The following is a 23125-nucleotide window of genomic DNA, read 5'->3' as shown; positions in this document are numbered from 1 at the left end:
CCAATCGAAAATTTCGCTTCATTCCTCTCCCAATGACCGTAGGCGGTTGCCGTCCTACATGAAGCTGACTAACATGTCAGAAAATTCATGCTGTGCTGGGCTAAAGAAGCGAGCCATTGACAGACATTTCTCGCTCAACTGGCCGTTCCGCTTTTTTTCCAGCTTGATCGGCGCGCAATTGCGTCAGAGATTTCCGTCTCATCCCTCGTCCCACGTCCATTAACACGTCCGATCCGTATCGGTGGCGAGTGGGTTTGCTTTCTCGTTGCCGAGGGATTTCGCGCCATGCAGTGAGCCATTACGCGTAGGGGTGGACCCTTTGTCGACAGTTGATCAATGAACCCTGAATCCGAGTTTTCCATGTCCCGCGACCTGCTTGACCCCACCTCCTCGAAGACGCCCAAGCGCGCCGCTGAGCTGGAAGAACTGTTGATCGACGCCGAAGCCGACGACGAACAGGCCCAGCAGGCCCATCCGTTGCTGCGCCGGCCCTGGCTGTTGCTGCTCGGGTTGATCCTGGTGGCGTTGAACCTGCGTCCGGCGTTGTCGAGCATGGCGCCGTTGCTCAGTGAGGTTTCGAAAAGCCTTGGCCTGTCGGCCGCCCAGGCGGGTTTGCTGACCACCTTGCCGGTGCTCTGTCTTGGCCTGTTCGCGCCGCTGGCACCCGTTCTGGCGCGGCGTTTCGGTGCCGAGCGCGTGGTGCTGGGGATCTTGTTGACGCTTGCCGGCGCGATTGTGCTGCGCAGTTCGTTCGGCCAGGTCGGCCTGTTCGCCGGCAGTGTCCTGGCCGGCGCGAGCATCGGTGTGATCGGTGTGCTGTTGCCAGGCATCGTCAAGCGTGACTTCGCCCGGCAGGCCGGCGCCATGACCGGTGTCTACACCATGGCGTTGTGCCTGGGGGCGGCGATGGCCGCCGGGGCGACGGTGCCGTTGAGCGAGCAACTGAACCATAGCTGGGCCCTGGGGCTTGGGTTCTGGGCGGTTCCGGCCTTGCTGGCTGTCGTGTTCTGGTTGCCGCAAACCGGCCGGAAACAGGGTGCCCACCAGGCGGCATATCGGGTTCGCGGGTTATTGCGCGATCCACTGGCCTGGCAAGTGACGCTGTATATGGGGCTGCAATCGTCCCTGGCCTACATCGTGTTCGGCTGGCTGCCATCGATCCTCATTGGTCGCGGCCTGACGCCGACCCAGGCCGGGCTGGTGTTGTCGGGTTCGGTCATCGTGCAGTTGATCAGCTCCCTGGCGGCGCCCTGGCTGGCGACCCGCGGCAAGGACCAGCGCCCGGCCATCGTGATTGTCATGCTCATGACCCTCGCTGGACTGTTCGGTTGTCTTTACGCGCCCCTCGACGGTTTGTGGGGCTGGGCGATCCTGCTCGGGTTGGGGCAGGGTGCGACGTTCAGCCTGGCGCTGACGTTGATCGTGCTGCGCTCGCGAGACGCCCATGTGGCCGCCAACCTCTCCAGCATGGCCCAGGGCTTCGGTTACACCCTGGCGTCCCTGGGGCCGTTCGCCGTGGGAGTGGTGCATGACTGGACCGGCGGGTGGCAAGCCCTGGGCTGGATCTTCGGCTTGATCGGCCTGGGGGCGATCATCGCCGGCATCGGCGCTGGTCGGGCGTTGTACGTCGGGGTCAGCAGCGAGAAAATCACCGACCTTCGCTGATGTTATTTTCATGGCGAATGACGATAGTGTTCCCGGCGGCGGCAGATTATTGTGGCGAGTCTACTGAAACGCTTTTCGGAGTCTGTCCATGAGTGATGCCCACAACGCCCTGATCAACCGGTTCTACCAGGCCTTCCAACGCCTGGATGCCGAAGCCATGAGCGCCTGTTACACCGACGACGTGGTCTTCAGCGACCCGGCGTTCGGTGAGCTGCGCGGGCGTGATGCCGGTGACATGTGGCGCATGCTCACCACCCGCGCCAAGGACTTCTCCCTGACCTTCGATAACGTGCGCAGCGATGAGCGTTCCGGTGGCGCGCATTGGGTGGCGACTTACCTGTTCAGCCAGACCGGCAACATCGTGGTCAATGACATCCAGGCGCGGTTCGTGTTTCGCGATGGCAAGATCTGCGAGCATCACGACAGCTTCGATCTGTGGCGCTGGTCCCGTCAGGCCTTGGGTGCCAAGGGCCTGCTGCTGGGCTGGACGCCGCTGGTGCGCAATGCGGTCAGGGCCCAGGCGCTCAAAGGGCTTCGGGCGTTCCAGGCCAGTCGCTGATAAGATCGCGGCCTACTTCCTACGCGTCTGTTGAACATTTCGTGACCACTGCCGAAAACACTCCCGAGCTGCCTGTGGAGGCTGCGACCGAACCGGGCAAGCCCTGGTTCGTCTACCTGGTGCGGGCCGCCAACGGTTCCTTGTACTGTGGCATCAGCGACGATCCGGTGCGCCGTTTCGCCAAGCACCAGAGCGGCAAGGGCGCCCGTTTCTTTCTCTCCAGCCCGGCGGTGGCGCTGGTCTATACCGAAGCCTGCCGTGACAAGGGCGAAGCCCTGCGCCAGGAGCGGTTGATCAAAAAGCTGCGCAAAAGCGCCAAGGAGTGCCTGGTGGCCAGCATCAACCGTGCTGATACACCTTTATCAGGCCAGTAGGCTGCTTCTACGTGGCGCGCTAAGCTGCAAGCCTTCATTCCTGCAGTGGCGAATCCCATGTCAGAGCTGATCCTTCATCATTACCCGACGTCTCCCTTCGCCGAAAAAGCCCGTCTGTTGCTGGGCTTCAAAGGTTTGTCCTGGCGCTCGGTCAACATCCCGCCGATGATGCCCAAGCCCGATCTGACGGCGCTGACGGGCGGTTACCGCAAGACGCCGGTGTTGCAGATCGGTGCGGACATCTATTGCGACACGGCTCTGATCGCCCGTCGACTGGAGCAGGAAAAAGCCTCGCCGGCACTGTTCCCCGAAGGCCGGGAAATGATCGCGGCATCCTTCGCGGCCTGGGCCGATTCGGTGGTGTTCCAGCATGGGGTGAGCCTGGTGTTCCAGCCCGAGTCGATGGCCGCGCGTTTCGCCAAATTGTCGCCTGAGGCGATCAAGGCATTCATCGCTGATCGCGCCGGGCTGTTCAGTGGTGGCACCGCCACGCGTCTGGCTGCCGAGCAAGCCAGGCATCAGTGGCCGACGATCATGGCGCGACTTGAGCAGCAGTTGCAGCGCGAGGAGGGCGACTTCCTGTTGGGGGAACCCTCGATTGCCGACTTCGCCATGGCTCACCCGCTGTGGTTCCTCAAGGGCACTCCGGTGACCTCACCGCTGGTGGATGCATATCCGGCGGTTTCGGCCTGGCTGGCACGGGTGCTGGGTTTCGGTCATGGAGCATCGAGCGCGATGAGTTCCGAGGAAGCTTTGGAAGTGGCACGCAACGCTACGCCGGCAGATTTGCCGGACGAGTCATTCGATGGGTCGAACGGGTTTGCGCAGGGGCAGCAGGTGACCATCGCTGCGACTGACTATGGCGTTGATCCGGTGGCGGGAGAACTGCTGTTTGCCGGACGCGAAGAGCTGATCCTGCGCCGTGAAGACGAGCGCGGCGGGGTGGTGCATGTGCACTTCCCGCGGTATGGGTTTCGTATAGAGGCTTGCTAAGCGCCCGATAACCTGTGGGAGCGAGCCTGCTCGCGATAGCGGTGTGACAGTCAGTGCAAATGTGACTGCAGTGCCCTCATCGCGAGCAGGCTCGCTCCCACTGGATTTGCGACGTTTCCGGGATCGCGGTCCGCCGCTGATGTGGGAGCGAGCTTGCTCGCGATTGGGGCCGGCAGATTCGCAGAGCGCTATGGTGCAGACAACGCCTTGAGAATCCCCTCGGGCTCATACCCACGAATCAACGTGCCATTCACGTCCAGGATCGGAATTCCCCGACCGCCCAGCGCTTCATAGGCCTTGCGCGCCTCGGGGTCTTTCTCAATATCGAACTCGCGATACGGTACGCCTTTCTCATCCAGGAACCGTCGCGTTGCCTTGCAGTAGCCGCACCAGTCGGTGGCGTACAGCACAACGCGGGCATTGCTGCGAATCTGCTGCGACAGCATTTGCGAGGGGTTGAACAACCGCTCGATCTTGCCCCAGTTCTGGTAGGCCACGACCACCAGCAAAATCAGCAGGAATTTCTTCAGGACTGCGCCGAGCATCAGTTTCGCCGTTTCAACTGGTCCGTCAACGACGTCGGCAACCCCTTGATGATCAACGTGCCGGCCTCTTCGTCATACTCGATCTTGGAACCCAGCAGGTGCGCCTCGAAGCTGATGGACAGCCCTTCGGCGCGGCCGGTGAAGCGGCGGAACTGGTTTAGGGTGCGTTTATCCGCCGGGATTTCCGGCGACAAGCCGTAGTCCTTGTTGCGGATGTGATCGTAGAACGCCTTCGGGCGGTCTTCGTCGATCAGCTCGGACAGCTCCTCCAGGCCCATCGGCTCGCCGAGCTTGGCCTGGCTGCTGGCGTAATCCACCAGGGTCTTGGTTTTTTCCCGGGCATCGTCTTCCGGCAGGTCTTCGCTTTCGACGAAGTCGCTGAAGGCCTTGAGCAGCGTGCGGGTTTCGCCAGGGCCGTCGACGCCTTCCTGGCAGCCGATGAAATCGCGGAAGTATTCCGAAACCTTCTTGCCGTTCTTGCCCTTGATGAAGGAAATGTACTGCCTGGACTGTTTATTGTTCTGCCATTCCGACACGTTGATCCGTGCCGCCAGGTGCAACTGGCCCAGGTCCAGGTGGCGGGACGGGGTGACGTCCAGCTCATCGGTGACCGCCACGCCTTCGCTGTGGTGCAGCAGGGCGATGGCCAGGTAGTCGGTCATGCCCTGTTGATAATGGGCGAACAGCACATGGCCGCCCACCGACAGATTGGACTCTTCCATCAGCTTTTGCAGGTGTTCCACCGCCACGCGACTGAACGCCGTGAAATCCTTGCCACCGTCCAGGTATTCCTTCAGCCAGCCACTGAATGGATGTGCCCCGGACTCGGCATGGAAAAACCCCCAGGCCTTGCCTTGCTTGGCGTTGTAGCTCTCGTTGAGGTCGGCAAGCATGTTCTCGATGGCCGTGGACTCTGCCAGTTCGGAGTCCCGGGCATGGAGCACGGCAGGGGTGCCGTCGGGTTTTTTGTCGATCAGGTGGACGATGCAATGACGGATCGGCATGGGCTTCTCGGCTGATGAAAGAGAGGAGGGCGCGCTCCCCCGAAAAGCGCCCAGTGTACCGCAATCACTGGTTTTGGAGCGTCGCGAAGGGGATTTCGGAGCCGTCCGACGGCCCGTATGCATTTTTTTACCGATTTAGCGCAATAAAGCTGACCAAATGGGTAGCTAAGGGCGGATATTTCACAGGCGTTGTGCTAGTTTTGCCCGGTCTTACGCGAAGGCACTGCGTTAAGCATGCATTCAGCATTTGTCAGGTCGAACCAAACCCGGATTTCGGCATCTATTACCCCGACCCGTCGTGGTGATGACCGAGGGTGTTCGATCCGAAGAGATCGGGCTCGATGGCTGACACTGCACTCTGCAATCCATATGAATTTGATAGGGAAGGAACACTACATGGCTCTTACTAAAGACCAACTGATCGCTGACATCGCTGAAGCTATCGACGCGCCGAAAACCACCGCGCGTAACGCTCTGGACCAGTTGGGCCAAATCGTTGCCGACCAGCTGGAAAGCGGCGGCGAAATCACCTTGCCAGGCATCGGCAAGCTGAAAGTCACCGAGCGTCCTGCCCGTACCGGTCGCAACCCTTCGACTGGCGCTGCCATCGAAATCGCTGCAAAGAAAGTCGTCAAGCTGGTTCCGGCCAAAGGCCTGGTTGATTCGATCAACGCCAAGTAAGACGCTTCAAAAAAAACCGTGCCGCGGAGCAATCCGGGCACGGTTTTTTGTTGTCCTGAATAAAGTGACCGGCCCGGTCAGTCCTTGCGGACCCAGCGTGCCTGGCGCCAGGCCTGCTGCTGTACCTCGGTGTGGAAGGTCCAGGCGACGAAGCGGCTTTGCTTTTGCCCTTGGGACATTTCCACCACCTGGCTGTGCACCGCGCCGGCCTTCTTCAGTGCGGCCTGAATCGCCGGCAGGTTCGAAACCTTCGACACCAGCGTACTGAACCACAGCACTTGCCGGGCCAATTGCGCGCTTTCACCGATCAGTTGGGTCACGAAGCGGACTTCTCCACCCTCGCACCACAGCTCGGCGGCCTGGCCGCCGAAATTCAGCACCGGCAACTTGCGTTTCGGATCGGCCTTGCCCAGGGCGCGCCATTTGCGCTGGCTGCCTCGGGTGGCTTCCTCCAGGGACGCGTGGAACGGTGGATTGCACATCGTCAGGTCAAACCGTTCAGCTTCGTCGAGCAGGCCCAGCAGGATCTGCTTGCGATTGGCTTGCTGGCGCAGTTGGATGACCTTGCCCAACCCGTTGGCCTGGACGATGGTCTTGGCCGAGGCGATGGCCGTCGGGTCGATCTCCGAACCCAGGAAGTGCCAACGGTAGTCGCTGTAGCCGATCAGTGGATACACGCAGTTGGCGCCGGTGCCGATGTCCAGCACCTTCACCGCCGCTCCCCGAGGAACTTCCCCTTCGTTATGGCGGGCGAGCAGGTCGGCGAGAAAGTGCACATAGTCCGCGCGCCCCGGCACCGGCGGACACAGGTAGTCGGCCGGAATGTCCCAGTGGGCAATGCCATAGAAGGATTTGAGCAGCGCCCGGTTGAACACCCGCACGGCTTCGGGGCTGGCGAAGTCGATGCTTTCCTTGCCATAGGGGTTGATGATCACGAACCTGGCCAGTTCCGGCGTGCCCTTGATCAATGCCGGGAAGTCGTAACGGCCCTGATGGCGATTGCGCGGGTGCAGGCTGGCTTTTTCACGGGGCACTACGGGCTTGGCTTCGGCGGTGGGCTTGGGCTTCTGGCGTGCGGGTCTGGGGGGGCGGGGCGCGGTCATGGGTGGGTCGATTCGGGGCTGGCTCAAAAAGTGGCGGGCATTGTCCCACATCCCGCTCGGTCTTGAGGGCTGCGCCGATTAAATGTGGGAGCGAGCCTGCTCGCGATAGCGGTGGGTCAGCTTGCATCAATGGCGAATTTGCCGCCGTTATCGCGAGCAGGCTCGCTCCCACAGGGTTTGCTCAGTGTTCGCAAGAAAAGGGCGGGCAGAAAAAAGGAGACCACCAGGGTCTCCTTCTTTCATTACGTCTTGCCGTTACAGACTGGCAATCCGCGCATGCTGCTCAGCCAGCTTGCCCAAGGCCTGTTCCGCCTCGGCCAGTTTGGCCCGTTCCTTCTCGATGACGTCGGCCGGGGCCTTGTCGACGAAGCCGGCGTTGGACAGCTTGCCGCCGACGCGCTGCACCTCGCCTTTGAGGCGCAGGATTTCCTTGTCCAGGCGCGCCAGTTCGGCAGCTTTGTCGATCAGACCGGCCATCGGCACCAGCACTTCCATCTCACCAACCAGGGCGGTGGCGGACAGCGGCGCTTCTTCGCCGGCAGCCAGGACCGTCACAGATTCAAGCTTGGCCAGTTTCTTGAGCAGCGCTTCGTTTTCGTTGAGGCGGCGCAGGTCTTCGGCGTTGGCGTTCTTCAGGAACAGGGTCAGCGGCTTGCCCGGGCCGATGTTCATCTCGGCGCGGATGTTGCGCAGGCCGAGCATGAAGGTCTTGAGCCATTCGATGTCGTCTTCGGCCGCCGGATCGATGCGGCTTTCGTTGGCCACTGGCCACGGTTGCAACATGATCGTCTTGCCTTCGGCGCCAGCCAGCGGTGCGATGCGCTGCCAGATTTCCTCGGTGATGAACGGCATGAACGGGTGCGCCAGGCGCAGGGCCACTTCCAATACCCGGACCAGGGTCCGACGGGTGCCGCGCTGGCGTTCGGCTGGGGCATTTTCGTCCCACAGCACCGGCTTGGACAGTTCCAGGTACCAGTCGCAATACTGGTTCCAGATGAACTCGTACAAGGCTTGCGCGGCCAGGTCGAAACGGAACTGGTCCAGCTGGCGGGTCACTTCGGCTTCGGTGCGTTGCAACTGCGAGATGATCCAGCGGTCCGCGAGGGTCAGCTCAAAGGCTTCGCCGTTCTGGCCGCAGTCTTCACCCTTGTCCAGCACGTAGCGCGCGGCGTTCCAGATCTTGTTGCAGAAGTTGCGATAGCCTTCGACGCGGCCCATGTCGAACTTGATGTCGCGACCGGTGGACGCCAGGGAGCAGAAGGTGAAGCGCAGGGCGTCGGTGCCGTAGCTGGCGATGCCGTCGGCGAATTCTTCGCGGGTGGCTTTTTCGATCTTCTTCGCCAGTTTTGGCTGCATCAGCCCTGAAGTGCGTTTCTGCACCAGGGTTTCCAGGTCGATGCCGTCGATGATGTCCAGCGGGTCGAGGACGTTGCCCTTGGACTTGGACATCTTCTGGCCCTGGCCATCGCGCACCAGGCCATGGACATAGACGGTCTTGAACGGGACCTGCGGCGTGCCGTCTTCGTTCTTCATCAGGTGCATGGTCATCATGATCATCCGGGCGACCCAGAAGAAAATGATGTCGAAACCGGTGACCAGCACATCGGTGGAGTGGAAAGTCTTCAGGAACTCGGTCTGCTGCGGCCAACCCAGGGTGGAGAAAGTCCACAGGCCCGAGCTGAACCAGGTGTCGAGCACGTCGTTGTCCTGTTGCAGCGCAACGTCCGGACCGAGGTTGTGCTTGGCGCGGACTTCGGCTTCATCGCGGCCGACGTAGACCTTGCCCGACTCGTCGTACCAGGCCGGGATGCGATGGCCCCACCACAGCTGACGGCTGATGCACCAGTCCTGGATGTCGCGCATCCACGAGAAGTACATATTCTCGTACTGCTTGGGCACGAACTGGATGCGGCCGTCTTCCACGGCGGCAATCGCCGGCTCGGCCAGGGGCTTGGTGGACACGTACCACTGGTCGGTCAGCCACGGCTCAATGATGGTGCCGGAGCGGTCGCCTTTCGGGACTTTCAGGGCGTGATCGTCGACGCTGACCAGCAGGCCGGCGGCCTCGAAGGCCGCAACGATCTGCTTGCGTGCCTCGAAGCGGTCGAGGCCGGCGTATTCGGTCGGGAGCTGACCGTCGATGCTCTCGTTCAGGGTGCCGTCGAGGTTGAACACCTGGGCGGCCGGCAGGACGTTGGCATTCTTGTCGAAGATATTCAGCAGCGGCAGGTTGTGGCGCTTGCCGACTTCATAGTCATTGAAATCGTGGGCCGGGGTGATCTTCACGCAGCCGGTGCCGAATTCAGGATCGCAATAGTCGTCGCCGATAATCGGGATACGACGGCCGACCAGGGGCAGTTCCACGAATTTGCCGATCAGGGCCTTGTAACGCTCGTCGTTCGGGTTCACCGCCACGGCAGCGTCGCCGAGCATGGTTTCCGGACGGGTGGTGGCGACGATCAGGTAATCCTGGCCTTCTGCGGTTTTTGCACCGTCGGCCAGAGGGTATTTCAGGTTCCACAGGAAACCTTTCTCGTCGTGGTTTTCCACTTCGAGGTCGGAAATGGCGGTGTGCAGCTTGGTGTCCCAGTTGACCAGGCGCTTGCCGCGATAGATCAGGCCGTCTTCATGCAGGCGCACGAAGGCTTCCTTTACCGCTTCCGAGAGGCCGTCGTCCATGGTGAAACGTTCGCGGCTCCAGTCCACGGACGAGCCGAGGCGGCGGATCTGCCGGCTGATGTTGTCACCGGACTCGTCTTTCCATTCCCAGACTTTTTCGAGGAATTTCTCGCGCCCCAGGTCGTGGCGATTCTGGCCCTGGGCTTCGAGGCGGCGCTCCACCAGCATTTGCGTGGCGATACCGGCGTGGTCGGTGCCTGGCTGCCACAGGGTGTTGCGGCCTTGCATGCGACGGAAACGGATCAGGGCGTCCATGATCGCGTTATTGAAGCCGTGGCCCATGTGCAGGCTGCCGGTGACGTTCGGCGGCGGGATCATGATGGTGTAGGAATCGCCCGCGCCTTGCGGAGCGAAATAATTCTCGGACTCCCAGGTGTTGTACCAGGAAGTTTCAATGGCGTGCGGCTGGTAGGTCTTATCCATGCGCGGCGGGACCCTATTGGCATTTATTCAGGAAAAGCCGGGAAGTATAGCGGGCGGGGCAGATGCAAGCCACTGGCGGCAAGCGCTGGGCGCAGAGTTTATGCCCGTCGCTGAATCCTGTGGGAGCGAGCCTGCTCGCGATGACGGTTGCACATTCGACATTGATGCCAGCTGACCCGCCGCTATCGCGAGCAGGCTCGCTCCCACAGGGTGATCAGTGTTCAGTCAGACTTTACTCGTACTGACTCAGCAGCCGCTCCATCCTGGCATCCAGTCGACGCTTGATCTCGGTCTCGATGTGCGGCGCGAAGTCGTCGATGACGTCCTGCATGATCAACTGCGCGGCGGCGCGCAATTCGCTGTCCAGGTGCAGCAGGGCGTCGGGGCCTTTGGGTTCGGCCTTGGGCGCCGGCTTGGGTTCGGGCTGGCCGGTGATCGGCTCGAACAGCAGGGGGATCTGTTCTTCGTGCACCGGCTCATGCACGACGGTGTCGGTCAGCAGCGGCGGTTGCAGGGTGTCGTCACCGAGCAACTGGCGGATCGACTCGAGGTCATCCAGCAGGTGTGGAGGCTTTTGCGGTGGTTTCGGAGTATCCATCGTAGGCTCAGAGTCGCTGTAAACGGTGGTCTTGCAGAGGATAGCCCTGTTCGCGGTAGAAACGGAAACTCTCCCGCGCGGCTTGCCGGATGGCCGGGTCCTCCACCACCACTTCCGCCACACGGGCGAAGCGCGGGGCGAAGGCTGGTACTTTCAGATCGAGGTTGACCAGCAGGTCCTGGTGCTGACCGCAGTCATCGCCCAACCCAAGCACGATCAGCCCTTCGGGTTCGCTTTCGGCCGGGCCATGGGGCACGAAGCTTTCGCCCTTGAATGCCCATAGGCGCGCATCAAGCGCCTCGCGCTGGGCGGCATCGCTGCAATGCAGGTAGATGCGGTGACCCATGCGCCAGGCCTTTTCCGTGAGCTTGCAGGCAAAATCCAGCCGCGCCGACGGATCGGCGCTGGGCAGGATATAGAAATCGACTTTGGTCATTGCAGTTCCTGAACCGCCGGTGACGCCGCTCGCAGACGACGCCATCGGCGGTCATGGTTGTCAGGCCTTGGCGCGGTCCAGCAGGTACTGGGTCAGCAGCGGAACCGGACGACCGGTGGCGCCTTTATCCTTGCCGCCGCTGGTCCAGGCCGTGCCGGCGATGTCCAGGTGTGCCCAGTTCAGGTTCTTGGTGAAGCGCGACAGGAAGCACGCCGCCGTGATGGTCCCGGCTTTCGGGCCGCCGATGTTGGCGATGTCGGCGAACGGACTGTCCAGTTGTTCCTGGTACTCGTCGAACAGCGGCAATTGCCAGGCGCGGTCGTCGGCCTGTTGGCCGGCGCTGAGCAGTTGGCCGATCAGTTCGTCGTTGTTGCCCAGCAGGCCCGAGGTATGGGCGCCGAGGGCGACGACGCAGGCGCCGGTCAGGGTCGCGATGTCGATCACCGCTTGCGGCTTGAAGCGCTCGGAGTAGGTGAGGGCGTCACACAGCACCAGTCGGCCTTCGGCGTCGGTGTTGAGGATTTCCACGGTCTGGCCGCTCATGGTGGTGACGATGTCGCCCGGGCGCGAGGCCGTGCCGCTGGGCATGTTCTCGGCGCAGGCCAGGATGCAGACCAGGTTGATCGGCAGTTTCAGTTCGAGCACGGCACGCAGGGTGCCAAATACGCTGGCGGCGCCGCCCATGTCGTACTTCATTTCATCCATGCCGGCGCCCGGCTTGAGGCTGATGCCGCCGGTGTCGAAGGTGATGCCCTTGCCGACCAGTGCGTACGGCTTCTCGGACTTCTTGCCGCCGTTGTATTGCATGACGATCAGACGTGGCGGCTGGGCGCTGCCCTGGCCGACGGCGTAGAAGGAGCCCATGCCCAGGTCCTTGATTTTCTTCTCGTCGAAGACTTCGACCTTCAGGCCCTTGAACTCTTTACCCAGGGCCTTGGCCTGTTCGCCGAGGAACGTCGGGTGGCAGATGTTCGGCGGCAGGTTGCCCAGGTCGCGGGTGAAGGCCATGCCATTGGCGATGGCGGTGGCGTGGGTCACGGCGCGCTGGACTTCGGCCTGGGCGGCCTTGATGGTCAGCAGGGTGACTTTTTTCAGGGCGCGGGGTTCGGCCTTCTGGCTCTTGAACCGATCGAACTGGTATTCGCCGTCTACCAGGGTCTCGGCCAACAGGCGGGTCTTGCCATAGCTGTCGCGGCCCTTGACCACCAGTTCATCCAGCGCCAGCGCGGCATCGCCGCCACCCAGGCCCTTGAGGGTACCCAGTACGCCGGCAATGATCTTGCGGAACGGACGGTCGCCCAGTTCCGCGTCCTTGCCGACGCCGACCAGCAGTACACGTTCGGCCTTGAGGTTGGGCAGGTTGTGCAGCAACAGGCTCTGGCCGACCTTGCCGGCGAGGTCGCCGCGCTTGAGCACGGCGCTGATGGCACCGCCGCACAGGGCGTCGAGCTGGGAGGCGACGACGCCGAGCTTGCGGGCTTCGCCGACGGCAACCACCAGGGTGGCGGTTTTCAACGTTTCTGGGCTAACGCTTTTTACAACCAGTTCCATGTCCGGATCCCTGAATGAATGGTCAAGATGTCGGGCGCTGACTGTGGCGAGTGAAGCAGTCGCGGTATCGCGCCGGCGACAAAGGCCGCAGTTTGAACCCCGGCCCCCGAGGCTGACAACCCTTGGTACCGTTAACTTTATGGCTTTAGGCACCGGTTTAAAGCGTGCGAAGTGACAGGCGCCTCCAATCACAGGATAATGCGGCTCTTTTTTCGGCGCCCGCGATGGCGGGCCGTCGATACGTTTGCTTGTTTGGCCCTAGCCTGACAATCCTGGAGTGTCTGGTTTGATCGTCTTTCGATATCTATCCCGCGAAGTCCTGCTGACCCTGAGCGCGGTCAGTGCCGTGCTGCTGGTCATCATCATGAGCGGGCGCTTCATCAAATACCTTGCCCAGGCCGCTTCGGGCGCGCTGGACCCAGGCTCCCTGTTCCTGATCATGGGGTTCCGCCTGCCAGGCTTCCTGCAACTGATCCTGCCGCTGGGCCTGTTTCTCGGCATCCTGCTGGCCTATGGTCGCCTGTACTTGGACAGTGAAATGACCGTCCTGTCGGCCACCGGCATGAGTCAGCAGCGCCTGTTTCGCATCACCCTGTTCCCGGCAACGCTGGTGGCGTTGGTGGTGGCCTGGCTGAGCCTGAGCCTGGCACCCCAGGGAGCCAACCAGTTCCAGTTGCTGATCAACCAGCAGGACGCCCTGACCGAGTTCGACACCCTGGTGCCGGGGCGCTTCCAGGCCTTGCGCGACGGTACGCGCGTCACCTACACCGAACAGCTTTCGGATGACCGGGTCGACCTCGCCGGCGTCTTCATCACGCAAAAGAACCTGTCGTCCGACACGAAGAAGGATCGCGGCATTTCCGTGCTGGTGGCCGAGAAGGGGCGCCAGGAAATCAATCCCGACGGCAACCGCTACCTGATCCTCGAAAACGGCTATCGCTACGACGGCAAGCCGGGACAGGCCGATTACCGGGCCATCAAGTACGACACCTATGGCGTGCTGCTGCCCAAGCCCGAAGCCAGCGAAGAAGTGACAGACCGCGACGCGATGCCAACCGCGAGCCTGCTGGGCAATGATGACATCCGCACGCGCACCGAGCTGCAATGGCGTCTGTCGCTGCCGCTGCTGGTGTTCATCGTGACCCTCATGGCGGTCCCGCTGGCCCGGGTCAACCCGCGCCAGGGCCGTTTCCTCAAGCTGCTCCCGGCGATTCTCCTGTATATGGCTTACCTGACCATTCTCATCACCGCCCGCAGCGCCCTGGAAAAAGGCAAGATCCCGCCGGCATTGGGCCTGTGGTGGGTGCATTCGATTTTCCTGGCCATCGGTCTAGGGCTGCTCTACTGGGAGCCGCTGCGCCTGAAACTGGCGAGCCGCCGCAGCGCGCTGGAGGTGGCCCGTGGTTAAACTCGATCGCTACATCGGCAGCAGCGTCTTCATTGCGATCCTCGCGGTGCTGGGGATCATCCTCGGCCTGGCGACCCTGTTTGCCTTCATCGATGAAATGAGCGACGTCAGCGATACCTATACCCTGGTGGATGTGGCGAGCTATGTGCTGCTGACCGCGCCGCGGCGCCTGTACGACATGCTGCCGATGGCTGCGCTGATCGGTTGCCTGATCGGCCTGGGCAGCCTGGCCAGTAACAGCGAGCTGACCATCATGCGTGCCGCTGGCGTTTCCATTGGTCGGATCGTCTGGGCGGTAATGAAGCCGATGCTGGTGTTGATGCTGGTGGGTTTGATGATTGGCGAATACATCGCCCCGGCTACCGAGAACACCGCCCAGGCCAACCGTTCCCTGGCCCAGGGCGGCGGCGACGCGCAAAGCGCCAAGCATGGCCTCTGGCACCGCCAGGGCGATGAGTTCATCCACATCAACTCGGTCCAGCCCAACGGTATCCTCTATGGCGTGACCCGGTATCGCTTCGACGAACAACGACACATGCTCTCGTCGAGCTTCGCCAAGCGCGCCGAGTTTGCCGAGGACCATTGGCAACTGAGCGATGTCACCACCACCCTGTTCCATGAAAAGAATACCGAGGTGGTCGCGACCCCGCAGGAACGTTGGGATGTAGCGATCAGCCCGCAGTTGCTCAGCACCGTGGTGATGGCGCCGGAATCCCTGTCGATCACCGGCCTGTGGGGATACATTCACTACCTGGGCGAGCAGGGCCTGAACAACGGTCGCTATTGGCTGGCTTTTTGGGTCAAGGTGTTGCAGCCGCTGGTCACCGCCGCCCTGGTGCTGATGGCCATCTCCTTCATCTTTGGTCCACTGCGTTCGGTAACCCTCGGTCAGCGGGTGTTTACCGGCGTGCTGGTGGGCTTCACCTTCCGCATCGCCCAGGATCTGCTGGGGCCATCGAGCCTGGTGTTCGGTTTCTCGCCGCTGTTTGCGGTGCTGGTACCGGCCGGTGTCTGTGCATTGGCCGGGCTCTGGCTGCTGCGCCGGGCTGGTTGATCGGAAGGCGAAGGCATGGCTGCTGGGCCCTGTAGGAGCTGTCGAGCGAAGCGAGGCTGCGATCTTTCCACTGACGCTTGAGTTTCAAGCGAAAGAGCAAAAGATCGCAGCCTCGCTTCGCTCGACAGCTCCTACGCAGCCCAGCGCCGAAAAACTCTCATCGACAGGCAAACGTGACGCTTGCGCGCTGTATCAGGTACAATTCCCGGCTATTTTTCGGCGGGCCTTGCCTGCAGCCTTTTTGAGTGTTGATCCGTGAGTGATTTGAGTCATATCCGCAATTTCTCCATCATCGCCCACATTGACCATGGCAAGTCGACGCTGGCTGATCGCTTCATCCAGATGTGCGGCGGCCTGACCGAGCGTGAGATGGAAGCCCAGGTCCTGGACTCCATGGACCTCGAGCGTGAACGCGGGATTACCATCAAGGCCCACAGCGTCACCCTCTATTACAAGGCCCGCGACGGCGTCACCTACCAGCTGAACTTCATTGACACCCCGGGCCACGTCGACTTCACCTACGAAGTCAGCCGATCCCTGGCGGCCTGTGAAGGTGCGCTGCTGGTGGTCGATGCCGGCCAGGGTGTCGAGGCTCAATCGGTTGCCAACTGCTACACGGCCATCGAGCAGGGCCTGGAAGTCATGCCGGTGCTGAACAAGATCGACCTGCCCCAGGCCGAGCCGGAGCGCGTCAAGGAAGAGATCGAGAAGATCATCGGTATCGATGCCACCGACGCGGTCACCTGCAGTGCCAAGACCGGCCTGGGCGTGGATGAAGTGCTCGAGCGCCTGGTCACCACCATTCCCGCGCCGACCGGCAACATCGAAGATCCGCTGCAAGCGTTGATCATCGACTCCTGGTTCGACAACTACCTGGGCGTGGTTTCCCTGGTTCGCGTGCGCCATGGCCGCGTGAAGAAGGGCGACAAGATCCTGGTCAAGTCCACCGGCAAGGTCCACCTGGTGGACAGCGTCGGTGTATTCAACCCGAAACACACTGCCACCGCCGACCTCAAGGCCGGTGAAGTGGGCTTCATCATCGCCGGCATCAAGGACATCCACGGGGCGCCGGTCGGCGACACCCTGACCCTGAGTTCCACCCCCGACGTCGATGTGCTGCCAGGTTTCAAGCGTATCCAGCCGCAGGTCTACGCCGGCCTGTTCCCGGTCAGTTCCGACGACTTCGAGGATTTCCGCGAAGCCCTGCAGAAGCTGACCCTGAACGACTCGTCGTTGCAGTACACCCCGGAAAGCTCCGACGCCCTGGGCTTCGGCTTCCGTTGCGGGTTCCTGGGCATGCTGCACATGGAAATCATCCAGGAGCGCCTGGAGCGCGAGTACGACCTGGACCTGATCACCACGGCGCCGACGGTAATCTTCGAGCTGCTGCTCAAGAGCGGTGAAACCATCTACGTCGACAACCCGTCCAAGCTGCCGGACCTGTCGGCCATCGAAGACATGCGCGAACCGATCGTGCGGGCCAACATCCTTGTGCCTCAAGAGCACCTGGGCAACGTCATTACCCTGTGCATCGAGAAGCGCGGCGTGCAGCACGACATGCTGTTCCTCGGCTCGCAAGTCCAGGTGACCTACGACCTGCCGATGAACGAAGTGGTGCTGGACTTCTTCGATCGCTTGAAATCCACCAGTCGCGGCTATGCTTCGCTGGACTATCATTTCGATCGTTACCAATCGGCTAATCTGGTGAAGCTGGATGTGCTGATCAACGGTGAGAAGGTCGATGCCCTGGCATTGATCGTGCACCGTGACAACGCGCACTACAAAGGTCGTGCATTGACCGAGAAGATGAAGGAACTGATTCCGCGGCAGATGTTCGACGTGGCAATCCAGGCCGCCATTGGCGGGCAGATTGTGGCGCGCACAACCGTCAAGGCGCTCAGAAAGAACGTATTGGCCAAATGCTACGGCGGCGACGTCAGCCGTAAGCGCAAGCTGTTGGAAAAGCAGAAGGCCGGTAAAAAACGCATGAAGCAGGTCGGCAACGTGGAGATTCCACAGGAAGCCTTCCTTGCGGTGCTCAGGTTGGATAGTTAGGTCCTATGTCGCTAAATTTCCCGCTGTTGCTGGTTATCGCCGTGTTTGTCTGCGGTCTGTTGGCGTTGCTTGATCTGTTGTTCCTGGCGCCTCGGCGCCGGGCGGCCATCGCCTCCTATCAGGGCAGCGTCAGCCAGCCTGATGGTGTGGTGGTCGAGAAGCTCAACAAGGAACCGCTGCTGGTCGAATACGGCAAGTCGTTCTTTCCGGTGCTGTTCATCGTGCTGGTGCTGCGCTCGTTCCTGGTTGAGCCGTTCCAGATCCCGTCCGGCTCGATGAAGCCGACCCTGGACGTGGGCGATTTCATCCTGGTGAACAAGTTCTCCTACGGGATCCGCCTGCCGGTGATCGATCAGAAAGTCATCGAGGTGGGTGACCCGCAACGCGGCGACGTAATGGTGTTCCGCTTCCCCAGCGACCCTAACGTCAACTACATCAAGCGCGTGGTCGGCCTGCCGGGCGACAAGATCCGCTACACCGCCGACAAGCGTCTGTACGTGAATGGCGAACTGGTAGCCGAACAACTGCTCGGCTCCGAGCCGGGTACCCTGGGCAGCGCCGAGCTCTATCGGGAAAAACTCGGCGAGGTCGAGCACCTGATCCGCAAGGAAATGAGCCGCTACCGTGCCACGCCGGATCATTCGTGGACCGTGCCGGCCGGGCACTATTTCATGATGGGTGACAACCGCGACAACTCCAACGACAGCCGTTACTGGGATGATCCGAACATTCCCAAGGACATGCTGGGCATGGTCCCCGACCGGAATATCGTCGGCAAGGCCTTCGCGGTCTGGATGAGCTGGCCGGAACCCAAACTCGGCCACCTGCCGAACTTCTCGCGGGTTGGCCTGATCAAGTAAACACACACGGCGCTGTTGAACACAGCGCCGAATGCATTTCTGGAGCCTGCACAAGGCGCCAACGATAGTCAGGACGTCATTTTTGAACACAGCGTTAATTGTCCCAAGCCAACGGCACGTTGCCGACCTGGCGGTGGAATCCAGCCACGAACTCAGCGTGGGTAAACCGTGAGCGTTTCTCTAAGCCGCCTCGAGCGTCAGCTCGGCTACACCTTCAAGGACCCGGAGCTGATGCTCCTGGCCCTCACTCACCGCAGTTTTGCCGGGCGCAACAACGAGCGCCTGGAATTCCTCGGTGATGCCATCCTCAATTTCGTCGCCGGCGAGGCGCTGTTCGAGCGCTTCCCGCTGGCCCGCGAAGGCCAGTTGTCGCGTCTGCGCGCGCGATTGGTAAAAGGTGAGACCCTGGCTGTACTGGCCCGTGGTTTCGACCTGGGCGACTACCTGCGCCTGGGCTCCGGTGAACTGAAAAGCGGCGGTTTTCGTCGTGAGTCGATTCTGGCCGACGCCCTGGAAGCCCTGATCGGTGCGATCTACCTGGATTCGGGCATGGAAAAGGCCCGCGAGCGCGTGCTGGCCTGGCTGACCTCCGAAATCGACAGCCTGACGCTGGTGGACACCAACAAGGATCCGAAAACCCGTTTGCAGGAATTCCTGCAATCGCGCAGTTGCGAGCTGCCGCGCTACGAAGTCGTGGACATCCAGGGCGAGCCGCACTGCCGAACCTTCTTCGTCGAATGCGAAGTGGTCCTATTGAATGAAAAAAGCCGTGGCCAGGGCGTGAGCCGTCGTATCGCCGAACAGGTGGCGGCCGCCGCAGCATTGATCGCCCTGGGCGTGGAGAATGGCAATGACTGATACAACCGTTACCCGTTGCGGCTATGTCGCCATTGTCGGCCGGCCGAACGTGGGCAAGTCCACCTTGCTGAACCATATCCTGGGCCAGAAACTGGCGATCACCTCGCGCAAGCCCCAGACCACCCGCCACAACATGCTGGGTATCAAGACCGAGGGCGAGGTGCAGGCGATCTACGTCGACACCCCGGGCATGCACAAGGGTGGCGAAAAGGCCCTGAACCGCTACATGAACAAGACCGCTTCGGCGGCGTTGAAAGACGTCGACGTGGTGATCTTCGTGGTCGACCGCACCAAGTGGACCGAAGAAGACCAGATGGTCCTCGAACGCGTCCAGTACGTGACCGGCCCGCTGATCGTGGCGCTGAACAAGACCGACCGCATCGAGGACAAGGCCGAGCTGATGCCGCACCTGACCTGGTTGCAGGAACAGCTGCCCAACGCCCAGATCATCCCGATCTCGGCCCAGCACGGTCATAACCTCGACGCGCTGGAGCGGGTGATTGCCGAGCACCTGCCGGAAAACGATCACTTCTTCCCCGAAGACCAGATCACCGACCGCAGCAGCCGTTTCCTCGCCGCAGAACTGGTGCGCGAGAAAATCATGCGTCAGCTCGGCGCCGAGCTGCCATACCAGATCACCGTGGAAATCGAAGAGTTCAAGCAACAGGGGAAGACCCTGCACATCCACGCGCTGATCCTCGTCGAACGTGACGGCCAGAAGAAAATCATCATTGGCGACAAGGGCGAGCGCATCAAGCGCATCGGCACCGAGGCGCGCAAGGACATGGAGCTGCTGTTCGACTCCAAGATCATGCTCAACCTGTGGGTCAAGGTGAAGGGCGGTTGGTCGGATGACGAGCGGGCGTTGCGTTCGCTGGGTTATGGCGACCTCTGATCCACCTGGATACATGCATTCCCTTGTGGGAGCGAGCCTGCTCGCGATGGCGGTCTGTCAGTCAACATCTGTGTTGAATATCAGTCCCTCATCGCGAGCAGGCTCGCTCCCACAGTGGTTTGTGGTGGTCAGTCATACTGTGTTTAGCCATTGAGAACAGCTCTCCCCATGTCCGGCACCCAACCCATCGCCCAATCCGCCTACGTCCTGCACTCGCGCGCCTACCGCGAAAGCAGCGCCCTGGTGGATTTCCTCACGCCGCAAGGGCGGTTGCGGGCGGTGTTGCGCGGGGCGCGGGGCAAGGCCGGGACGCTGGCGCGGCCGTTCGTGCCCCTGGAGGTCGAATTCCGGGGGCGGGGCGAGTTGAAGAATGTCGGGCGCATGGAAAGCAACGGGGTCGCCGCCTGGCTCAACGGCGAAGCCTTGTTCAGTGGCCTGTACCTCAATGAACTGCTGATCCGCCTGTTGCCCGCCGAAGATCCTCATCCCGCCGTTTTCGACCACTATGCTGCGACGCTGCTGGCCCTGGCTGAAGGTCGGCCATTGGAGCCGCTGCTGCGATCTTTCGAGTGGCGGCTGTTGGATGACCTGGGCTACGGTTTCGCCCTGGACGCCGACCTGCACGGCGAGCCCATTGCCGCCGATGGCCTTTATCGCTTGCAGGTGGACGCCGGCCTGGAGCGCGTCTACCTGCTGCAGCCCGGCTTGTTCAATGGCGTCGAGCTGCTGGCCATGGCCGAGGCCGACTGGAGCGCGCCAGGCGCCTTGTCCGCAGCCAAGCGTCTGATGCGCCAGGCACTGGCGGTTCACCTGGGTGGCAAGCCGCTGGTCAGTCGCGAGCTGTTTCGCAAGCCCTGATCAACCCGTATGCTGTGGGCCGAATCTCTGTCCATTCAAGGAGCGCTTTTCGTGAGCACCAGCAATCGCATTCTTCTCGGCGTGAACATCGACCATGTCGCCACCCTGCGCCAGGCCCGCGGTACCCGCTACCCGGATCCGGTCAAGGCCGCACTGGACGCCGAAGAGGCGGGCGCCGATGGCATCACCGTGCACCTGCGCGAAGACCGTCGCCATATCCAGGAGCGCGACGTGCTGTTGCTCAAGGATGTGCTGCAAACCCGCATGAATTTCGAGATGGGCGTGACCGAAGAAATGATGGCATTCGCCGAGCGTATCCGCCCGGCGCACATCTGCCTGGTACCGGAAACGCGCCAGGAGCTGACCACCGAAGGCGGCCTGGACGTGGCGGGGCAGGAAGCGCGGATCAGGGCGGCGGTGGAGCGCTTGTCGAAAATCGGCGCCGAAGTGTCGCTGTTCATCGATGCGGATGAACGGCAGATCGAAGCCTCCAAGCGCGTTGGCGCACCGGCCATCGAGTTGCACACCGGCCGCTACGCCGATGCCGAGACTCCCACGGATGTGGCCGATGAGCTGCAACGGGTGGCCGACGGTGTCACGTTTGGCCTGGCCCAAGGCCTGATCGTCAACGCCGGCCATGGTTTGCATTACCACAACGTCGAAGCCGTGGCGGCCATCAAGGGCATCAACGAACTGAACATCGGCCATGCGCTGGTGGCCCATGCGTTGTTCGTCGGGTTCAAGTCGGCGGTGGCGGAGATGAAGGCGCTGATCCTGGCGGCCGCGAAAGCCTGAGCCCACTACAAAACCCCATTATGGCTGCGATCTATTGTGGCGGGGGGATTTATCCCCGCTGGGCTGCGCAGCAGCCCTAAAACCTGGCGCCTCGGTGTGTCAGGCAGATTGAGTTGTGTGCTTTGGGGCTGCTGCGCAGCCCAACGGGGATAAATCCCCTCGCCACAGATTCATCACAGCATCAGGATGGTGTGGGGCTATCAGAGCGGCGGGGTTTCCTGGTTCGGCTTGCTCTTGTCGACACCCGGCACGTGCAGGTTGCCCTCGGCCACCTGGTTGCCTTCGAGCTGCGGCTGCGTGACCCAGGTCAGGATGTCGTAGTAGCGACGGATGTTCGCCACGAAATGCACTGGCTCGCCGCCCCGGGCGTAGCCGTAGCGGGTCTTGCTGTACCACTGCTTCTGGGACAGGCGCGGCAGGATCTTCTTCACGTCCAGCCACTTGTTCGGGTTCAGCCCTTCCTTGGCCGCCAGCTTGCGGGCGTCGTCCAGGTGACCGCTGCCGACGTTATAGGCGGCGAGGGCGAACCAGGTGCGGTCCGGCTCCTGGATGCTCTCGTCCAACTGGTCCTTCATGTAGGCCAGGTACTTGGCGCCGCCCATGATGCTCTGCTTCGGATCTAGACGGTTGGACACGCCCATGGCCTGGGCGGTGTTCTGGGTCAGCATCATCAGGCCGCGCACACCGGTCTTGGACGTGACCGCCGGTTGCCACAGCGATTCCTGGTAGCCGATGGCGGCCAGCAGGCGCCAATCGACCTTTTCCTGCTTGGCGTAGGCCTTGAAGTGCTGCTCGTACTTGGGCAACCGTTGCTGCAAATGCTGGGCGAAGGTGGTGGCGCCCATGTAGCCGAGGACGTCGACATGTCCGTAGTAGCGGTCTTTCAGGCGCTGCAGGGTGCCGTTCTTCTGGACCTTGTCGAGGTAGGCGTTGATTTCGTTGAGCAGGCTGTTGTCTTCGCCGGGCGCCACCGCCCAGCTCTGGCTGCGGGCATCGCCCAGGTCGAAGGCCACGCGCACGTTGGGGAAGTACACCTGGTTCATCGCCACTTCGTTGGAGTCCACCAGGGTCAGGTCGATCTGGCCCTCATCGACCATGCGCAACAGGTCGACCACTTCAACGGCGTCGGATTCTTCGTATTCGATGCCCGGATACTGCTGTTTCAACTGCGCCAGTTGCTCGGCATGGGTGCTGCCCTTGAGCACCATGATCTTCTTGCCCGCCAGGGCCGCCGCGTCGGTGGGGCGGGACTGGCCGTTGCGGTAGATGACCTGCGGGGTGACTTCCAGGTAAGAGTGGGAGAACCGCACCTGTTTCTTGCGCGCCTCGCTGCTGACCAGGCCGGCGGCCGCCAGTACCGGGCCGTTGGGCTTGCCGATCTGGCTGAACAGGTCGTCGAGGTTGTCGGCGGTCTCGATCTTCAGTTCCACCCCCAAATCGTCAGCGAAACGCTTCACCAGCTCGTATTCGAAGCCGGTTTCACCGTTGCGATCCTCAAAGTAGGTGGCAGGGCTGTTTCGGGTAACCACCCGCAGCACGCCATCCTCCTTTACGCGCTCCAGTGTGTTGGGTTTCTCAACACAACCACTGAGCACCAGGAAGAGTCCGGTTGCGATCAGCCATCTGGCGTACCGCGGACGCAAAGCCGTTGGGGAAGACATCTGCGCAGTATACGCAAACGGCCCTTACCGCCATATCTCGACAGCGAAAGGCCAGTCTGCTAGCGGTTGC

21 protein-coding genes are annotated in these 23125 nt (G+C 61.8%); 13 read left to right on the top strand and 8 right to left on the bottom strand.

Translation table 11 applies throughout. The features are described 5' to 3' along the window. Positions 1 to 336: 336 nt before the first annotated feature. The 4 genes from LOY67_RS22425 (at position 337) to LOY67_RS22410 (ending at position 3591) form a co-directional block, all read left to right on the top strand. A complete protein-coding gene (locus LOY67_RS22425) occupies positions 337 to 1665 on the top strand; it encodes a CynX/NimT family MFS transporter (protein WP_413776149.1) in 1329 nt (442 codons plus the stop codon). Positions 1666 to 1753: 88 nt separating this feature from the next. Then, the gene (locus LOY67_RS22420) at positions 1754 to 2224 is read left to right on the top strand and encodes a nuclear transport factor 2 family protein (RefSeq protein ID WP_265064493.1); all 471 of its coding nucleotides are present in this window, start codon (positions 1754 to 1756) and stop codon (positions 2222 to 2224) included. 41 nt (positions 2225 to 2265) lie between these two features. Then, on the top strand, positions 2266 to 2598 hold the full coding sequence (locus tag LOY67_RS22415; RefSeq protein WP_265064492.1) for a GIY-YIG nuclease family protein: 333 nt from the start codon (positions 2266 to 2268) through the stop codon (positions 2596 to 2598). 57 nt (positions 2599 to 2655) lie between these two features. Continuing rightward, entirely contained in the window at positions 2656 to 3591 is a 936-nt protein-coding gene (locus LOY67_RS22410) for a glutathione S-transferase family protein (protein ID WP_265064491.1), read from the top strand. Between the two features lie 188 nt (positions 3592 to 3779). Here LOY67_RS22410 and LOY67_RS22405 read toward each other — a convergent pair whose 3' ends face one another. Beyond that, positions 3780 to 4136, bottom strand: coding sequence for a glutaredoxin family protein (locus LOY67_RS22405; RefSeq protein WP_265064490.1), 357 nt, complete (start codon positions 4134 to 4136; stop codon positions 3780 to 3782). Then, positions 4136 to 5140 carry a nucleoid-associated protein YejK gene (yejK, locus tag LOY67_RS22400; RefSeq protein ID WP_024777637.1) on the bottom strand — a complete coding sequence of 335 codons (1005 nt, stop codon included), beginning with the start codon at positions 5138 to 5140 and terminating at the stop codon, positions 4136 to 4138. The genes LOY67_RS22405 and yejK overlap by 1 nt, the downstream gene beginning before the upstream one ends. Before the next feature lie 396 nt (positions 5141 to 5536). On the opposite strand from yejK, the gene LOY67_RS22395 reads away from it, so the two are divergent. Next, complete coding sequence (locus tag LOY67_RS22395; RefSeq protein ID WP_024777638.1) at positions 5537 to 5821, top strand: HU family DNA-binding protein; 285 nt, start codon at positions 5537 to 5539, stop codon at positions 5819 to 5821. A 77-nt stretch (positions 5822 to 5898) separates the two neighbouring features. On the opposite strand, the gene rlmF is transcribed toward LOY67_RS22395, so the two are convergent. The 5 genes from rlmF to LOY67_RS22370 all read right to left on the bottom strand — a co-directional run bounded on the left by rlmF (position 5899) and on the right by LOY67_RS22370 (position 12611). Next, positions 5899 to 6924 (bottom strand): 23S rRNA (adenine(1618)-N(6))-methyltransferase RlmF, encoded by a 1026-nt coding sequence (gene rlmF / locus LOY67_RS22390; protein WP_265064489.1) that lies wholly within the window; start codon positions 6922 to 6924, stop codon positions 5899 to 5901. Between the two features lie 255 nt (positions 6925 to 7179). Next, positions 7180 to 10026: a valine--tRNA ligase gene (locus LOY67_RS22385; protein WP_265064488.1), complete on the bottom strand. Its 2847-nt coding sequence runs from the start codon at positions 10024 to 10026 to the stop codon at positions 7180 to 7182. 232 nt (positions 10027 to 10258) lie between these two features. Further along, complete coding sequence (locus tag LOY67_RS22380; RefSeq protein WP_265064487.1) at positions 10259 to 10624, bottom strand: DNA polymerase III subunit chi; 366 nt, start codon at positions 10622 to 10624, stop codon at positions 10259 to 10261. A gap of 7 nt (positions 10625 to 10631) precedes the next feature. Then, complete coding sequence (locus LOY67_RS22375; RefSeq protein WP_047701300.1) at positions 10632 to 11060, bottom strand: DNA polymerase III subunit chi; 429 nt, start codon at positions 11058 to 11060, stop codon at positions 10632 to 10634. 60 nt (positions 11061 to 11120) lie between these two features. Beyond that, complete coding sequence (locus tag LOY67_RS22370; protein ID WP_265064486.1) at positions 11121 to 12611, bottom strand: leucyl aminopeptidase; 1491 nt, start codon at positions 12609 to 12611, stop codon at positions 11121 to 11123. A 286-nt stretch (positions 12612 to 12897) separates the two neighbouring features. Here LOY67_RS22370 and lptF point away from each other — a divergent pair, with 286 nt between their 5' ends. The 8 genes from lptF (at position 12898) to pdxJ (ending at position 21394) form a co-directional block, all read left to right on the top strand. Continuing rightward, a complete protein-coding gene (gene lptF, locus LOY67_RS22365) occupies positions 12898 to 14019 on the top strand; it encodes an LPS export ABC transporter permease LptF (protein WP_265064485.1) in 1122 nt (373 codons plus the stop codon). After that, positions 14012 to 15073, top strand: coding sequence for an LPS export ABC transporter permease LptG (gene lptG, locus LOY67_RS22360; protein WP_265064484.1), 1062 nt, complete (start codon positions 14012 to 14014; stop codon positions 15071 to 15073). The genes lptF and lptG overlap by 8 nt, the downstream gene beginning before the upstream one ends. 255 nt (positions 15074 to 15328) lie before the next feature. Continuing rightward, positions 15329 to 17128, top strand: coding sequence for a translation elongation factor 4 (gene lepA, locus LOY67_RS22355; protein WP_265064483.1), 1800 nt, complete (start codon positions 15329 to 15331; stop codon positions 17126 to 17128). 5 nt (positions 17129 to 17133) lie between these two features. Continuing rightward, entirely contained in the window at positions 17134 to 17988 is an 855-nt protein-coding gene (gene lepB / locus LOY67_RS22350; protein ID WP_265064482.1) for a signal peptidase I, read from the top strand. Positions 17989 to 18156: 168 nt separating this feature from the next. Then, on the top strand, positions 18157 to 18846 hold the full coding sequence (rnc, locus tag LOY67_RS22345) for a ribonuclease III (RefSeq protein WP_041022961.1): 690 nt from the start codon (positions 18157 to 18159) through the stop codon (positions 18844 to 18846). Continuing rightward, entirely contained in the window at positions 18839 to 19741 is a 903-nt protein-coding gene (gene era, locus LOY67_RS22340) for a GTPase Era (protein ID WP_265064481.1), read from the top strand. The genes rnc and era overlap by 8 nt, the downstream gene beginning before the upstream one ends. A 168-nt stretch (positions 19742 to 19909) precedes the next feature. Further along, positions 19910 to 20599 carry a DNA repair protein RecO gene (recO, locus tag LOY67_RS22335; protein WP_265064480.1) on the top strand — a complete coding sequence of 230 codons (690 nt, stop codon included), beginning with the start codon at positions 19910 to 19912 and terminating at the stop codon, positions 20597 to 20599. A gap of 51 nt (positions 20600 to 20650) precedes the next feature. After that, positions 20651 to 21394 carry a pyridoxine 5'-phosphate synthase gene (pdxJ, locus tag LOY67_RS22330; RefSeq protein WP_265064479.1) on the top strand — a complete coding sequence of 248 codons (744 nt, stop codon included), beginning with the start codon at positions 20651 to 20653 and terminating at the stop codon, positions 21392 to 21394. Positions 21395 to 21594: 200 nt separating this feature from the next. Here pdxJ and mltF read toward each other — a convergent pair whose 3' ends face one another. Then, positions 21595 to 23055, bottom strand: coding sequence for a membrane-bound lytic murein transglycosylase MltF (gene mltF / locus LOY67_RS22325; protein WP_265064478.1), 1461 nt, complete (start codon positions 23053 to 23055; stop codon positions 21595 to 21597). Positions 23056 to 23125: the final 70 nt, after the last annotated feature.

Origin of the sequence: Pseudomonas sp. B21-056, from assembly GCF_026016325.1 — a bacterium.
Classification (GTDB): Bacteria; Pseudomonadota; Gammaproteobacteria; order Pseudomonadales; family Pseudomonadaceae; genus Aquipseudomonas.
The sequence above is the reverse complement of the archived record's forward strand: the minus strand, read 5'-3'. Positions and strand labels throughout refer to the sequence as shown.